Source organism: Bacillus sp. BF2-3, from assembly GCF_008368795.1.
In the GTDB taxonomy this organism is placed as follows: Bacteria; Bacillota; Bacilli; order Bacillales; family Bacillaceae_G; genus Bacillus_A; species Bacillus_A cereus.
Genome location: NZ_QOSA01000044.1, coordinates 77,572 through 92,063 on the forward strand (window position 1 = coordinate 77,572; position 14,492 = coordinate 92,063).

A 14,492-nucleotide genomic window follows, 5' to 3' on the forward strand; every position below is an offset into this window, starting at 1 on the left:
ACCTATGTCAAAATATAAAACAATACTGCAATCTAATAAAGACGAATTACATTCTTTATATGAAATTGCAAACCAAGATTCATGGAAACCAATTTATCATATCCACCCACCATTTGGATTAATTAATGATCCTAACGGTGTATCATACTACAATGATGAATATCACGTTTTTTATCAGTGGTATCCATTTGGTCCCATTCATGGAATGAAGCATTGGGGGCATGTGAGGTCAAAAGACCTTATTAACTGGGAGCGTATGCCTGTAGCCATCATCCCTACTGAAAGCTATGAATCACACGGTGCATATTCTGGTAGTGCTATCGTAAAAGATGGCCTTCTTCATCTACTTTATACAGGGAATATAAAAAAGCCTGATGATTCCCGTGATGCAAAACAATGTATGGCAACAATGGATTCACAATATACGATGACGAAATATAGTAATAATCCTGTTATTGATATAATTCCTGACGGATATACAAAACATGTACGTGATCCAAAAGTCTGGAAACATAATGATATGTACTATATGTTACTCGGTGCCCAACGTGAAAATAAAACAGGAACTCTATTACTATACAAATCACAAGACCTATACAATTGGCATTTCCAAGGCGAAATTACAACAAACTTAAAAGAATTCGGATTTATGTGGGAATGCCCCGATTACTTCCAATTATCAGGGAAAGATGTACTTCTCTTTTCACCGCAAGGAATTGAAAAAGACGGAGAAAACTTTCACAATGTATACAATGTCGTTTATGCTATAGGCCATTTCGATATTAAAAATTTATATTTCCATGTTGATTCCTATTACGAAGCTGATAAAGGGTTCGATTTTTATGCCCCTCAAACTTTAGAAGACTCTACTAGTCGTCGCCTATTATTTGCTTGGGCAGGATCAAGTGAAATCACATATCCTTCTGATGATTATATGTGGGCTCATTGCCTAACACTTCCACGTGAATTAACATTAGAAGATAACATCTTAAAACAAAAACCAGTTTCAGAATTAACAAAACTACGAACAACAAAAAAAGACATTTCAGGAGATATAACAGCTGGATTAAATGTATTATCAACGCTTGATGATGAAGACTCCTATGAATTAATTGTTACACTTAAAACAGAAGATGCAAAACGTTTTGGTCTTTCTCTCTTCCACAATGAGGAGGAATGTTTCCCCATTACATTTAATCGGGAACAAGGTACTATTTCTATAGACAGGGGCAACTTCTACCATCAATTTGGCGGAGAATATGGATTTGAACGCTGTAAAAAAATCGATATTCAAGATACGATAGAACTACAAATATTTGTAGATAAAAGCATCGTGGAAATTTTCTTATACGATGGTTCAACAGTCTTTACGTCCCGAGTTTTTCCTCGAAAAGACATGAAACATCATATCGCAATCTTTTCAGATGCAAAACTAAACTTTACCATCACACAATATAAGCTGAAAAGAGGGATTGTATGAGAAATGTCTTTTGTATAGGTGAACTATTAATTGATTTTGTGTGCCGAAATACTAATGTTTCTTTAGTAAACGGTTCAGATTTCGAAAAAAAAGCTGGTGGAGCACCCGCTAACGTTGCTGCTGCGATTACAAAATTAGGTGGACACGCTACATTTATGGGGCAAGTAGGAAACGACCCATTTGGTGAGTTTCTTGAACAAACTTTACAGCGTGCGCAAGTCGATACATCCATGCTCATAAAAGATAAACAAACAACACTTGCATTCGTATCCATCGATCAAGATGGCGAACGTGATTTTACTTTTATGCGTGGTGCAGATGGTGAATATCAATTCAATAGCATTGATTTAACAAAAATACAAACGAATGATTTAATACATTTCGGTTCAGCGACAGCTTTACTATCAAGCCCATTAAAAGAAACGTATTTTCAGTTGTTACAATATGCGAAAGATAAAGGCCATTTCATTTCTTTTGATCCAAATTATCGAAGTGCACTCATTACAAATACAGAACAATTCTCTCAAGATTGTCTAACCTTTATAAAACATGCACACTTCGTAAAAGTAAGTCAAGAGGAAGCTACTATGCTCTCTAAAGAGAGTGATTTACAACAAGCTGCACTCAAATTATTAAATTATGGCGCAAAAGTAGTAGCTATTACACTTGGAAAAGACGGTACCCTTCTTGCGACAAATGAAGGTCAAACTATTGTCTCTTCTATTTCCATTCAACAAGTCGATACAACTGGTGCTGGTGACGCTTTCGTTGGAGCAATGTTATATCAGATTGCCCAAAGTGAACATACACTTTCGTATCATTTCAAAGACTTAACAGCATTTATCTCCTTTGCAAATAAAGTAGGCGCTATCACATGTACAAATTACGGTGCAATTGCCTCTCTTCCATCATTAACAGATATAAAAGCATACGATTAATCGTATGCTTTTTTTACATTCCTCTCCAAAAATCATGCATAATAAAAAAGTACAAAATAACGAGAACGGCCGTCCCGCATAGGGTAATGCGCCGATATATACTCTTCTCTCCTTCCCTCGCTTTCACAAACGCCCAAATAAATCCGAAGAATAATATTAAATCAACATATGGAACATAAAAAGAAAAGACGAGAAACGCATATAAATACACGATAAATAAACAGGTCGTTACTAAGAAAACTTTAAACGCAAATTCACTTTTCATAATATAACCGCCCCCTATCTGTACTGTATTATATTCAGCAAAATACAATAGTTGCAGTTAAACTCCAAGTATAAATAAGCTACCGTCTATAATACGGTAGCCATTACGGAACATTGTATTTCCGTTTATATATATTACTTAAAATCGAAGAAGGAATTTGCTCGTAACGAACTTTCTCTCCTGTTTCATCTATAATATACGAATTGTTTCCTATATAATATATTCCATCTTTTCGTTTTGAGTACACTGGATATCTTTCATTTGGCAATACCGTTTTCACTTTCGTTAACTGTCCATTTGGTTCTTGCCAATATATATCCGCGCGGTCTACTAACGTAAGTACTCCAATTTGTTCTTTTTCTATTTTTCGACCATTCCAGCTCACAACGCGATAACCAAGTTTATTCGCTTCATATTCGGGGCTCGTATGAAAACGAGAAATGATTACTTTTGTTTGTAATTGTACTCGGTCATATAACCATTGTATATCCCTGTCATGCATACGAATACAGCCATTTGATTCCCTACTTCCAATCGTCCATTCCCGGTTCGTCCCGTGAATTGCATATTCATTCTTATCTAGTCCAAGCCACCTCGTACCAAGAGGGTTATTCGGTGCACCCCCAGGTATTTTTTTTCGATGGTATTCTTTATTTTTAAATTTAGTTATAATACAAAAATTACCTTCAGGCGTAGGTGTACGATCTCTTCCAGTCGTTACTGGAAATGTTTTTGTGTAATTTCCATTTTCAAAAAAAGACAACTGGTTCGTCGTAAGATTTACTAATATTAAATGATCTGTATTAGCAAAAGCACTAACCGGTAGGATGAAAAATAATAGTATGATGAAACATAACTTTTTCAGCTATATCCCCCCTAGCGCTCCCTATAATAAGTGGAATTAACATTACTTTGCTCTTATAAATGAAAACTATCCATTTACAATAACGCCCCCATTTACATGTATCATTTGCCCAGTAACATAGGATGAATCACCAGATGCCAAGTATACGTATGCCGGCGCTAATTCATATGGTTGACCAGGCCGTTGCATCGGGACATTGCTCCCAAACTGAGAGACTTTCTTCTCATCAAAGCTCGATGGAATAAGCGGTGTCCAAATCGGGCCTGGTGCAACACCATTTACCCGAATCCCTTTTTGCACTAACGATTGAGAAAGTGATCTTGTAAAAGCTACGATTGCTCCTTTCGTTGCGGAATAATCAATTAACGTTTCATTTCCTTCATATGCAACGATAGATGCCGTATTTATAATGACATCCCCTTTCTTCAAATGAGAAAGGGCTGCTTTCGTAACGTGAAAATAAGAAAAAATATTAATACGAAATGTTTTTTCTAGCTGTTCTGCTGTAATATACTCTAGCCCTTGCTGCGGATATTGCTGTGCAACGTTATTCACTAAAATATTTAAACTACCTAACTGCCGGGCGGTTTCTTCCACAATATCTTTACAATGCTGTTCATTACTCAAATCCCCCGGCAACAATACACACTTTACACCTTCTTTTTCAACACGTTGTTTCGTCTCATTTGCATCTTCTTCCTCATCTAAATAAGCAATCGCAACATTTGCTCCCTCTTTTGCAAAAGCGATGGAAACTGCTCGTCCAATTCCGCTATCTCCTCCTGTAATTAACACATTCTTCCCTTTTAACTTTTCACTTCCTTTATAGTTTGCATCTTCAAACTGCGGAAGGGGGCTCATTAATGATTCAATACCTGGCTGCTTATTTTGATGTTGCGCAGGCATTGTTATAAAGTTTTTTTGCTGTGGCATAGCTGCTTTCAACTCCTTTTCCTTAGCATGTGCACAATAAAAAGCTGAAATTCACACATCGTTTTACGATTAATATTCGAATTTAAGACACAAAATATGAATTGTTATAAACTTTTTATGCAAAACTATTGCAAAATAGATAAAAAACGAATATTATATATAACTGTTGTGAAAATTATTCGTAAACAGAAAGGATGTTTATATGTTTAACCTTTCAAAACATAAAACTTCTATTAAAACTGAAATTATGGCAGGTATTATTACCTTCTTAACAATGGCATATATCATTGTCGTAAACCCTGTTATCCTTGGAGATGCAGGTGTTCCATTTGAACAAGCATTTACAGCAACAATTATCGCTGCTGTTGTCGGAACATTATTTATGGCAATCTTTACAAACTTACCAATCGCAATCGCGCCAGGTATGGGATTAAATGCTTACTTCTCTTACTCTGTTGTAAAAGCGCATGAAGGCATGACTTTCGCAATTGCATTCTCTGCTGTATTCGTAGCAGGTATGATTTTAATTTTGCTATCATTTACATCTTTCCGTACAAAATTAATGGAAGCAATTCCTGAAAACTTAAAACATGCAATTACTGCTGGTATCGGGCTATTTATCGCCTTTATCGGTTTACGTTTAACAGGTATCGTTACAAAAAATGATGCAAACTTAGTTGGACTTGGTGATCTTCACTCTGCTCCAGTACTACTAGCATTAGCTGGACTTGGAATTACAATTGTCCTTATGTCTTTAAATGTAAATGGCGCACTATTTATCGGGATGCTATTAACTGGTATTATCGCTTTCTTCACGGGACAATTATCATTCTCAAACGGTGTTACATCAATGCCTGGTTTACCAGAAGGAATTATCGTTTCAAATCCAATTACTGCTGTATCTGACGTAATTAACTACGGATTATACGGCGTTGTATTCTCATTCTTCCTTGTTACACTATTCGATACAACAGGTACATTACTTGGCGTTGCACAACAAGGTGGATTTATGAAAGACGGAAAGCTTCCAAAAGCAGGACGAGCTCTTCTATCTGACTCATTCTCAGCAACTATTGGTTCTATGTTCGGAACGACACCATCAACAGCTTACATTGAATCATCTGCTGGTGTTGCAGCTGGTGGTCGTACTGGTTTAACAACTGTTACAGTAGCTGTTCTATTCGCATTAGCAGCATTCTTCGGACCATTAGTAAGTGCTGTTTCTGGTGTATCAGCTATTACTGCTCCATCATTAATTATCGTTGGTAGTCTTATGATGGGCTCAGTTCGCCACATCGATTGGGACGCATTTGATGAAGCATTCCCAGCATTTTTAGTAATCTTAAGCATGCCACTTACATCAAGTATCGCAACAGGTATCGCACTTGGATTTATTTCATACCCACTTATGAAAGTGGCAAAAGGTAAATTCCGTGCTGTTCACCCACTTGTGTATGTATTTGGAATTTTGTTTGCTTATCAATTGATATTCTTACCACATTAAAATCTCTCATAAAGAGGGATTTTTTTATACATAAAAAGTAGAGCATCGAAATTCGATGCTCTATTTTCCTTTTTTAAAAGCAATATAAAAAGACTGCAGAGAACTCCATCTCCACAGCCTAATTATTATTTTTGCAAGAACGCCTGCAAATCTGCAAATTGCCTCTTTGCATCTTCATAGCCTTGCTCGTATAAATTTTGTAGTTTTGCTGTATCTTTTTCCATACGATCTACTTGAAGCGGCACTTCTGGGCGAATAACAAATAAATTGCCAGCTTGTTCTTCTTTTTCAATATAGTGAAGTGTTTCATTATACACTTCATAACGATTCAGCATCGTGTTAACAAGGTTCGGATATTTTTTATAAGCTTTCGCTGCAATCCATCCAAACTTTGATTTTTTCTTCGCGTAGCCATGATTTCTCGTTAAAATAACGACTGATTTTTTAAATCCATCCTCTTGCGCTTTACGAACTGGAATTGGATCAGAAATCCCGCCATCTAACAGTTGTTTACCGCGGTAATTTACTACTGGTGCAATGAAAGGCAATGAACTAGACGCTTGTAATAAATTTAGCGCATCATCATTCGTTCCTTCTTTTTCAAAATAAACAGATTGCCCTGTTTCACAATCCGTCGTTCCTACAAGGAAACGTTCCGGGCTATTAAAGTATGTTTCAAAATCAAACGGCACATGCTTTTCTGGAATTTCGTGGAAAATGAAATCCATATCAAATAGCTGACGTTTTCTCCATAAGTTTTTATACGATAAATATTTCGGATGTGATGCATAATCAATATTGACCGTTTTATTTCTATTTCTTTGTCTGGAAAGATACGACGCTGCATGACAAGCACCAGCTGATACACCGATTACATATGGAAAATATAAATCTTGTTCCATAAAGTATTCTAATATCCCGCCCGTGTATACACCACGCATACCGCCGCCTTCTAATACTAACCCCGTATTTTCAAGCATGTTACTCTCTCCTCTATATATATTGACTCTTTAATTATTCACCATGTTAAGTATCTTTTTCTATTATATATGAGTTCTTTCAGAAATTATATTTAAAAGACTTGAGAAAAAGGAGTTTTTTCTTCCAATTATATTTCCAAATGACCGGAGACATCCTTTATAAACCTTTGAATAAAGTCTTGCTCTTCTTTCGTATATCCATCTAAAAGTAACAACCACTTTTCTTCAGCTTGCTTATGCAATTTTTCATGAGCTTTATATATTTCATTCCCACTCTCCGTTAAGCTGAAGAAGATTTCTTTTTGATTATCTAACATTTGCAGCTTCTCAACGAATTGCTTTTGAAACAACTTTGTACAAATTTTAGAGATTGCTCCCTTCGTCATGCCCATTTCTGTCGTAATTGCCGTTACATTCATCAAACCATTTTTTCCGATACATTCGATTACATGTAACTCAGATAAAGACATACTACTTACACCTGTCTCACGAAGAAACTTCTCGTTTTGTCGTTTTAAATGTTCTTCTTTTTTATGCAAAAGTGTACGAATGTCCGACAGTATTTCCATTTGCTTCGTTGTATGCTTCAATCCGTTCGCCTCCTAAGTTTCCAAAGAAACAATTTAACTATATACCATTTTAAAATTATTTTTTCATCTTTACAAGTGAGAAAATCATGTTAAAATAAATTTAGTTTCCAAGGAAACCAAAATACAAGGAGGTTAACAAGATGAAAAAATCTAAACTAACTTTCATTTTATATGTTGTCTGTATTAGTGCCTTACTCGGTTCCTTCGCTCAAAATATTTACACACCTATCTTACCGATGATTCAAAATTCTTTTCACACTTCTCTTTATCTTGTAAATGTAACAGTTTCACTTTTCACATTCGTTCTTGCAATTATGCAGCTCGTATATGGACCTTTAATTGATACAAAAGGGAGAAAATCTGTCCTTATCCCTAGTTTAGTCATTAGTACAATTGGTTCAATCGGATGTGCCTTTTCGGCAAACATTTATTTATTTCTCTTTTTTAGAGCTGTTCAAGCTATAGGAATAGCGGCTATACCTGTAGTTTCAGCAACGATTATCGGCGATTTATTTGAAGGAAAAGAACGCGGAGAAGCGATGAGCCTATACCAAATGTTACTTGCCCTCGCACCTGCAATGGCTCCTCTCATAGGTGGTTATCTTGGCAGTATAAATGGTCACTTATCTGTATTTCTCTTTTTATCTACACTTGGCATTATCTTATTAATTATAAACATTTCACTACTCCCAGAAACAAAGCCAAATATAATTAAACAATCTAAAGCACAAAAGAATTACTCTCTTATCTTAAAAAATAAAACTGGATTTTCTATTACTCTTATTGGCTTCATTCAATTTTGTATTTACTTTTGCTTTCTCGTTTTTTTACCGAGTATTTTAACAAATTCATTTCATTTAACTGTAGATAAAATTGGTCTTATGTTTGTACCAATGTCTCTTTCTATCATGCTAGGAAGTTTTTGCTACAAGTTTTTGCAAAAACGCCTCACAACAAAGCAAGCTTTATTTATTACGAGTTTCTTCAATGTTATATGTGTCGTTTTATTCTCTTTCACATATAACATCAATATCCCATTCATCATTATCGTTACATCTTTGTACGGTTTTAGTATGGGACTTTCTATGCCAACTCACACTACTTTATTAACAGAAGAATTCGTACAAGAACGCGCAACAGCTATCGGTATGTACAACTTCATCCGCTATCTTGGTATGGGCACAGGGCCACTTATAGGTGGATTTCTTTTATTTAACCAAAATTACTTTTGGATTTTCTTCCTAGGTGCAATTATGTTTTTACTTGTAATCTTATATACAATGAAAATGCTAAGTTTTCATTCTGTACAAAAAGCAAAATAGAGCCCCAAAAAAGGTCGGCTCTATTTATCCTCTTTGATCCGCAACAATATGAATATCAATATACTTTGTTTGTCTCATAATTTCATTTACAATAGAGCCTTTTCGTATTTCTTCCCACCTTGTTCTAGCCGATTGTCCAAGTAAAATTTGCGTCACCTGTAATCTTTTTGCCACTTCAATAATAACATCTGCTGGCTTTCTTCCCTTTGCTTCCTCTAATACAAAACTTGCATCAAATTGATTCGTTAGCAACTTCCACTCTTCAATCGTCTGCTTTTTTCCAGCTGAAATAGAATCTATATTTTCCCTCTCAACGTTTAATACGTACAATTCAGCGTTTAACCGATCAGCCATGCGCCATCCCCGTCTTATTAATTTCTCCGCTGTTGAACTGTATTGTACACAAACGAGAATTTTTTCTTTCACTCCGATTGGTTCTATCACTGTTTGACTAATCTTTTCGTCCATATCGTCAGCGACTTCACGAAGCGATAATTCCCTAAGTGCTCCTAAATTATTAAGCGTAAAGAAATTTTGTAAGCTTTGCTGAATTTTTTCTTCTTTATATATCTTTCCGTCTATTAACCTCTTCCGAAGTACTTCCGGTGTTGCATCAACGAGCTGAATTTCATTTGCTTTTTGTAAAATAAAATCTGGAACTCGTTCTCTTACTTTTACATTCGTAATTTGAGCTACAATATCATGAACACTTTCTAAATGTTGAATATTAAAAGCTGATAATACCGATATACCAGCCTCTAACAATTCCTGCACATCCATATAACGTTTTTTATGCTTAGAACCAGGAACATTACTATGCGCAAGTTCATCCACTACGACTACTTGCGGCGCGCGTTTTTTTATTCCTTCCACATCAAGCTCATAAAATACCTTTCCTTTATACTGTATTTCTTTCAAAGGAACTTTTTCTAAATCAGCAATTGCTTCTTCCGTCTCTTTTCTTCCATGCGTTTCAATTAAACCAATTACAATATCAATTCCATCTTTTTTCATTTCCCTTGCATCAAAGAGCATTTTATAACTTTTTCCTACGCCTGGAGCTGCTCCTACATATAACTTTAACTTTCCGCGATTTTGCTGACGAATATATTCTAAATATTCCTCTGGCGTTCGCCTTTGAAACTTCGGTTCATAATCATCTGCATACAAAATAAACACTACCTTTCATTCGAAACAACGCTACCTCAATCCGTTAGATTGAGGTAGCACTGTTACTATTTCATTAATTCCTGTAATGCCAAATTTAGCTTTAAGACGTTTACGCGGGTCTCTCCAAATAAACCAAGCGCAGCACCTTCTGTTTGATCTTTAATCAATTGATTAAGTTTTTCTTTCGGAATATTCGTTAATTTCGATATGCGATCCACCTGCACAGAAGCTGCCTTCGGACTAATATCAGGATCAAGCCCTGAACCTGAATTTGTCACTAAATCAATCGGTACTTCTGTAACTGGAACGCTCGGATTTTGTTTCTTCCACTCTTCAATACTTTTCTCTACTCGCTTCTCTAAATCTGGATTAGATGGTGCATAGTTATTTGAACCAGATGCTTCAGCCTTATATTCAATACTAGAAACACGCCCTTGAAAATAACGTGGATCCGTGAAGTTTTGCCCGATTAATTTAGAACCAATCACTTCATTTTTATCATTATATATTAGACTTCCATCCGCATTATCCTTCATCACGGCTTGTGCAATACCAGTAACAATAAGCGGGTATACAAGTCCGCACAACACTAGAAATGTAAAAGTAATACGGATAATTGGTGATAGTATACTTTGTTTCTTCTCCATCTTTTTCCCCTCTTCCTTATATGAACAAGCCGACAATTATATCAATTACTTTAATTCCAATGAACGGAACGATAACTCCGCCAAGCCCATAAATAAGTAAGTTTCGGCTAAGCAATGCATTAGAACTCATCGGTTTATATGCAATACCTTTCATCGCTAACGGAATGAGTAATGGAATAATAACAGCGTTAAATATTAATGCTGATAAAATCGCTGACAGTGGTGATGTTAATTTCATAATGTTCAATGCCTCCATTTGCGGAATCGCAAGTGTAAACATTGCTGGAATGATTGCAAAATATTTTGCTATATCATTCGCAATACTAAACGTCGTTAAAGCACCTCGCGTCATTAACAATTGCTTACCGATTCCTACAACCTCAATAATTTTCGTTGGATTCGAGTCTAGATCAATCATGTTTGCCGCTTCTTTCGCTGCTGTCGTACCACTGTTCATCGCTAATCCAACGTCCGCCTGTGCTAATGCTGGAGCATCATTTGTACCATCACCTGTCATCGCTACAAGTTTCCCTTTATCTTGCTCTGCTTTAATGACAGCAATTTTATCTTCCGGTTTACACTCGGCAACGAATTCATCTACTCCAGCTTCTTTTGCAATGGTTGCTGCTGTTAACGGATTATCACCTGTACACATAACCGTTTTAATCCCCATTTGGCGTAACTGTTCAAAACGCTCACGCATACCCGTTTTTACTGTATCCTTTAAATAAATTAAACCGTAAATACGATTATCTACTGCAACTACAAGTGGTGTTCCGCCCTCTTTTGAAATTAAGTCTGCTTTTTGATTTACATCTTTCGGAATTGTTCCGCCTTGTGACTCAACCCATTCAATAACGGCACCTACAGCACCTTTTCTCACTTTCGTTCCGTCTTGTAAATCAACACCACTCATTCTCGTTTCTGCTTTAAACGGAACAAACTCACCTTGTTCTGCAAGTTCTCTATTATATGATATAGATTTTCCCTGCACATACTCGATAACAGATCGACCTTCTGGTGTTTCATCTAAAACAGAACTAATAGCGGCCCACTTTCCAACTTGCTCAATCGTTTCATTTCCTACAGGCAATAATGTATGAGCCATTCGGTTCCCAAAAGTAATTGTACCTGTTTTATCTAAAATAATTGTATTAATATCGCCCGCAGCTTCTACTGCTTTCCCTGACATCGCTAGCACGTTAAATTTTGTCACCCGATCCATCCCCGCAATACCAATCGCTGATAGCAAACCACCAATTGTCGTTGGAATTAAACATACTAACAACGCTACAAGTACAGCAGTATCAATTTGAAAACCTAAATAATTTGTAAAAATCGGCAACGTCACAACGACGATTAAGAAAATAAGAGTTAAGCTCGTTAATACTGTATTTAAAGCAATCTCATTCGGCGTTTTTTGACGAGCAGCTCCTTCTACTAAAGAAATCATTTTATCGATAAATGATTCACCAGGATTACTCGTAATGACAATTGTAATTTCATCACTTACGACCATCGTTCCACCTGTTACGGAACAAAAATCACCGCCTGCTTCTTTTATAACAGGAGCTGATTCACCTGTAATTGCAGATTCATCTACAGATGCTAATCCTTTGATTACTTCGCCATCACTTGGAATCATTTCTCCTTGTTTTACGATAACAACGTCACCTTTTCTAAGATCAGTTGCTGAAACTTGGACAATGTCTCCATTTTCTTTTACTACATTTGCAAACACATCTTTCTTCGACTGCTTTAAAGAATCGGCTTGCGCTTTACCACGACCTTCTGCTAATGCTTCTGCAAAATTCGCAAATAAAACTGTAAATAATAGAATGAGAGAAACTGTTATATTAAACCATCCTGGTATACTACTAGAACTACTTGGAAGAAAAGATAAAATGAACGTAATGATAAATCCAATTTCCACAACGAACATAATCGGATTCTTTATCATGACTTTCGGATTCAATTTCGCAACGGATTGCTTCATCGCATGTGTTACGATATCACGATCCATCGTTTTCGCTTGTCTAACTTCATCTTCTACAGCATGTATTTGTGACTCATTTAATTGTTTTTCTTTTACTACTACCGGTCTCATCATTTACCCTCCATTACTTCAATGTAAGAAATTCTGCAATTGGACCGAGTACTAACATCGGGAAGAATGTTAATGCACCGACAATTACAATTGTTCCGATGAAGATGCCACCAAATAAACTATTATCTGTACGGAACGTTCCGACTGTTTCTGGCACTACCGTTTTTTCTTTCAATGAAGCTGCCACAGCTAGCATCGTAATTAAACTGAAGTAACGTCCTAAAAACATAACTAAACCAGTCGTAATATTCCAAAACGGTGTATTATCTCCTAATCCTTCAAATCCAGATCCGTTATTCGCAGCTGACGATGTATATTCATATACCACTTGCGTCAAACCGTGGAAACCGGAATGAGAAATAGCATCCGTCCCTAAATTTGTTGAAAGAGCTAATGCCGAAAATCCTAAAATGAGCAATGGATGAAATAAAATCGTGACCGCGATTAATTTCATTTCCTTACCTTCAATCTTTTTACCTAAAAACTCTGGTGTCCGTCCAACCATTAACCCAGATATAAACACCGCGATAATTGCATACATAATAATGTTTACAAAACCTGCTCCAACGCCGCCATACACAGTATTTAACATCATATTTACAAGCGGAACTAAACCGCCAATTGGTGTTAACGTATCATGCATCGTATTAACAGCGCCTGTTTCAGCAGCTGTCGTTACCGTTGCGTATAGTGAAGAAAATACTGTTCCAAATCGTACTTCTTTCCCTTCTGTACTTCCTTGTACATGTTCGATACCCATTCCATTTAATGCCGGGTTCCCGTTTAGTTCAGATGTCGTAATCGTTATAAACCCTAGTAAAAATACCATAAATAGTGACACGAAAAGGATGCGGCCTTGTTTTTTATTTCCGACCATTCGTCCGTACGTAAATGGAAGTGCTGTTGGTAATAACATCATAAGCATCATTTGCAAAATATTACTCATTTGTCCTGGATTTTCGAAAGGATGCGTAGAGTTTGCTCCGAAAAATCCACCGCCGTTATTTCCAAGTTCCTTAATGGAAACGAATGATGCAACAGGTCCACGTAAAATACTTTGCTTTGCACCTTCAATCGTTTGTGCTGTAACCGCCCCATCTAACGTTTGTGGTACGCCAAGTGCGACAAAAACTAGTGCCGCAATAAATGCAATAGGAAGAAACACTCTCGTTAACGCTCTCGTAAAATCAACGAAAAAGTTACCAAGTTCTTTTCCAGCAAGTCCTCTTATAAAAGCCATAACGAGCGCTAATGTCGTTGCTGGTGCCGCAAACATTAAAAATGTAATTCCGATTAATTGTGATAAATAAGATAAACCATTTTCACCGCTATAATGCTGTAAGTTTGTATCAGCCATAAAACTAATTGCTGTATTAAAAGCGAGCGTAGGCTCCATCCCTTCAATATGCGCTGGATTTAGTGGCAGCACACCTTGTAATCTGAAAATGAAGTATACGACAACGATCATAAATCCATTTAATAAAACTAATGATAATGCGTACTGTTTCCACGTTTGATTGTATGCTTTTACACCCGTAATTTTAAAAATAAGTTTTTCAAAAGGCCCGAATACTTTATCTAACGTTTTGCTACCTTGAAAAGCTTTTTCTAAATAAATCCCCGTTGGCTTTGCTACTAAAATAAACAAGAGCATTGTAATAATGACTGCAACCCAAATCATAATGAATGAT

At 36.3% G+C, this 14,492-nt stretch carries 13 protein-coding genes; 4 read left to right on the forward strand and 9 right to left on the reverse strand.

The features are described from left to right. Nucleotides 1-4: 4 nt before the first annotated feature. Nucleotides 5-1,480: a beta-fructofuranosidase gene (gene scrB, locus DN401_RS25570; protein ID WP_149288028.1), complete on the forward strand. Its 1,476-nt coding sequence runs from the start codon at nucleotides 5-7 to the stop codon at nucleotides 1,478-1,480. After that, a complete protein-coding gene (locus DN401_RS25575; protein WP_001246643.1) occupies nucleotides 1,477-2,418 on the forward strand; it encodes a carbohydrate kinase family protein in 942 nt (313 codons plus the stop codon). The genes scrB and DN401_RS25575 overlap by 4 nt, the downstream gene beginning before the upstream one ends. A gap of 13 nt (nucleotides 2,419-2,431) precedes the next feature. Here the strand turns inward: DN401_RS25575 and DN401_RS25580 are convergent, their stop codons facing one another. The 3 genes from DN401_RS25580 to DN401_RS25590 all read right to left on the reverse strand — a co-directional run bounded on the left by DN401_RS25580 (nucleotide 2,432) and on the right by DN401_RS25590 (nucleotide 4,481). Beyond that, nucleotides 2,432-2,683 (reverse strand): hypothetical protein, encoded by a 252-nt coding sequence (locus DN401_RS25580; RefSeq protein WP_000834195.1) that lies wholly within the window; start codon nucleotides 2,681-2,683, stop codon nucleotides 2,432-2,434. A 103-nt stretch (nucleotides 2,684-2,786) separates the two neighbouring features. Beyond that, complete coding sequence (locus tag DN401_RS25585) at nucleotides 2,787-3,548, reverse strand: L,D-transpeptidase (protein WP_025921749.1); 762 nt, start codon at nucleotides 3,546-3,548, stop codon at nucleotides 2,787-2,789. A gap of 66 nt (nucleotides 3,549-3,614) precedes the next feature. Further along, a complete protein-coding gene (locus DN401_RS25590) occupies nucleotides 3,615-4,481 on the reverse strand; it encodes an SDR family oxidoreductase (RefSeq protein WP_001136261.1) in 867 nt (288 codons plus the stop codon). A 202-nt stretch (nucleotides 4,482-4,683) separates the two neighbouring features. Between DN401_RS25590 and DN401_RS25595 the strand changes: the two genes are divergently transcribed. Next, a complete protein-coding gene (locus tag DN401_RS25595; RefSeq protein WP_000482713.1) occupies nucleotides 4,684-5,985 on the forward strand; it encodes an NCS2 family permease in 1,302 nt (433 codons plus the stop codon). Between the two features lie 125 nt (nucleotides 5,986-6,110). On the opposite strand, the gene DN401_RS25600 is transcribed toward DN401_RS25595, so the two are convergent. Next, on the reverse strand, nucleotides 6,111-6,965 hold the full coding sequence (locus DN401_RS25600; RefSeq protein WP_000892675.1) for a patatin-like phospholipase family protein: 855 nt from the start codon (nucleotides 6,963-6,965) through the stop codon (nucleotides 6,111-6,113). A 128-nt stretch (nucleotides 6,966-7,093) separates the two neighbouring features. After that, complete coding sequence (locus DN401_RS25605) at nucleotides 7,094-7,555, reverse strand: MarR family transcriptional regulator (protein ID WP_000683326.1); 462 nt, start codon at nucleotides 7,553-7,555, stop codon at nucleotides 7,094-7,096. 140 nt (nucleotides 7,556-7,695) lie between these two features. Here DN401_RS25605 and DN401_RS25610 point away from each other — a divergent pair, with 140 nt between their 5' ends. Then, nucleotides 7,696-8,877: an MFS transporter gene (locus tag DN401_RS25610; protein WP_000748726.1), complete on the forward strand. Its 1,182-nt coding sequence runs from the start codon at nucleotides 7,696-7,698 to the stop codon at nucleotides 8,875-8,877. A 24-nt stretch (nucleotides 8,878-8,901) separates the two neighbouring features. Here the strand turns inward: DN401_RS25610 and kdpDN are convergent, their stop codons facing one another. The 4 genes from kdpDN to kdpA are packed head-to-tail and all read right to left on the reverse strand — an operon-like array spanning nucleotide 8,902 to nucleotide 14,482. Beyond that, entirely contained in the window at nucleotides 8,902-10,056 is a 1,155-nt protein-coding gene (gene kdpDN, locus DN401_RS25615) for a KdpD-like non-kinase potassium sensor (protein ID WP_074047467.1), read from the reverse strand. A gap of 56 nt (nucleotides 10,057-10,112) precedes the next feature. Beyond that, nucleotides 10,113-10,694 (reverse strand): K(+)-transporting ATPase subunit C, encoded by a 582-nt coding sequence (gene kdpC / locus DN401_RS25620; RefSeq protein WP_000412608.1) that lies wholly within the window; start codon nucleotides 10,692-10,694, stop codon nucleotides 10,113-10,115. Nucleotides 10,695-10,710: 16 nt separating this feature from the next. After that, nucleotides 10,711-12,801: a potassium-transporting ATPase subunit KdpB gene (gene kdpB / locus DN401_RS25625; RefSeq protein ID WP_127063818.1), complete on the reverse strand. Its 2,091-nt coding sequence runs from the start codon at nucleotides 12,799-12,801 to the stop codon at nucleotides 10,711-10,713. A 13-nt stretch (nucleotides 12,802-12,814) separates the two neighbouring features. Then, entirely contained in the window at nucleotides 12,815-14,482 is a 1,668-nt protein-coding gene (gene kdpA / locus DN401_RS25630) for a potassium-transporting ATPase subunit KdpA (RefSeq protein ID WP_000638330.1), read from the reverse strand. Between the last annotated feature and the right edge of the window lie 10 nt (nucleotides 14,483-14,492).

Excerpts from the sequence above, each read along its gene's own strand:
- DN401_RS25610 (WP_000748726.1), top strand. The coding sequence starts at position 7,696 with ATGAAAAAATCTAAACTAACTTTCATTTTATATGTTGTCTGTATTAGT.
- kdpA (WP_000638330.1), bottom strand. The coding sequence starts at position 14,482 with ATGATTTGGGTTGCAGTCATTATTACAATGCTCTTGTTTATTTTAGTA.
- DN401_RS25600 (WP_000892675.1), bottom strand. The coding sequence starts at position 6,965 with ATGCTTGAAAATACGGGGTTAGTATTAGAAGGCGGCGGTATGCGTGGT.
- DN401_RS25580 (WP_000834195.1), bottom strand. The coding sequence starts at position 2,683 with ATGAAAAGTGAATTTGCGTTTAAAGTTTTCTTAGTAACGACCTGTTTA.
- DN401_RS25595 (WP_000482713.1), top strand. The coding sequence starts at position 4,684 with ATGTTTAACCTTTCAAAACATAAAACTTCTATTAAAACTGAAATTATG.
- kdpB (WP_127063818.1), bottom strand. The coding sequence starts at position 12,801 with ATGAGACCGGTAGTAGTAAAAGAAAAACAATTAAATGAGTCACAAATA.
- DN401_RS25575 (WP_001246643.1), top strand. The coding sequence starts at position 1,477 with ATGAGAAATGTCTTTTGTATAGGTGAACTATTAATTGATTTTGTGTGC.
- kdpC (WP_000412608.1), bottom strand. The coding sequence starts at position 10,694 with ATGGAGAAGAAACAAAGTATACTATCACCAATTATCCGTATTACTTTT.
- scrB (WP_149288028.1), top strand. The coding sequence starts at position 5 with ATGTCAAAATATAAAACAATACTGCAATCTAATAAAGACGAATTACAT.
- DN401_RS25590 (WP_001136261.1), bottom strand. The coding sequence starts at position 4,481 with ATGCCACAGCAAAAAAACTTTATAACAATGCCTGCGCAACATCAAAAT.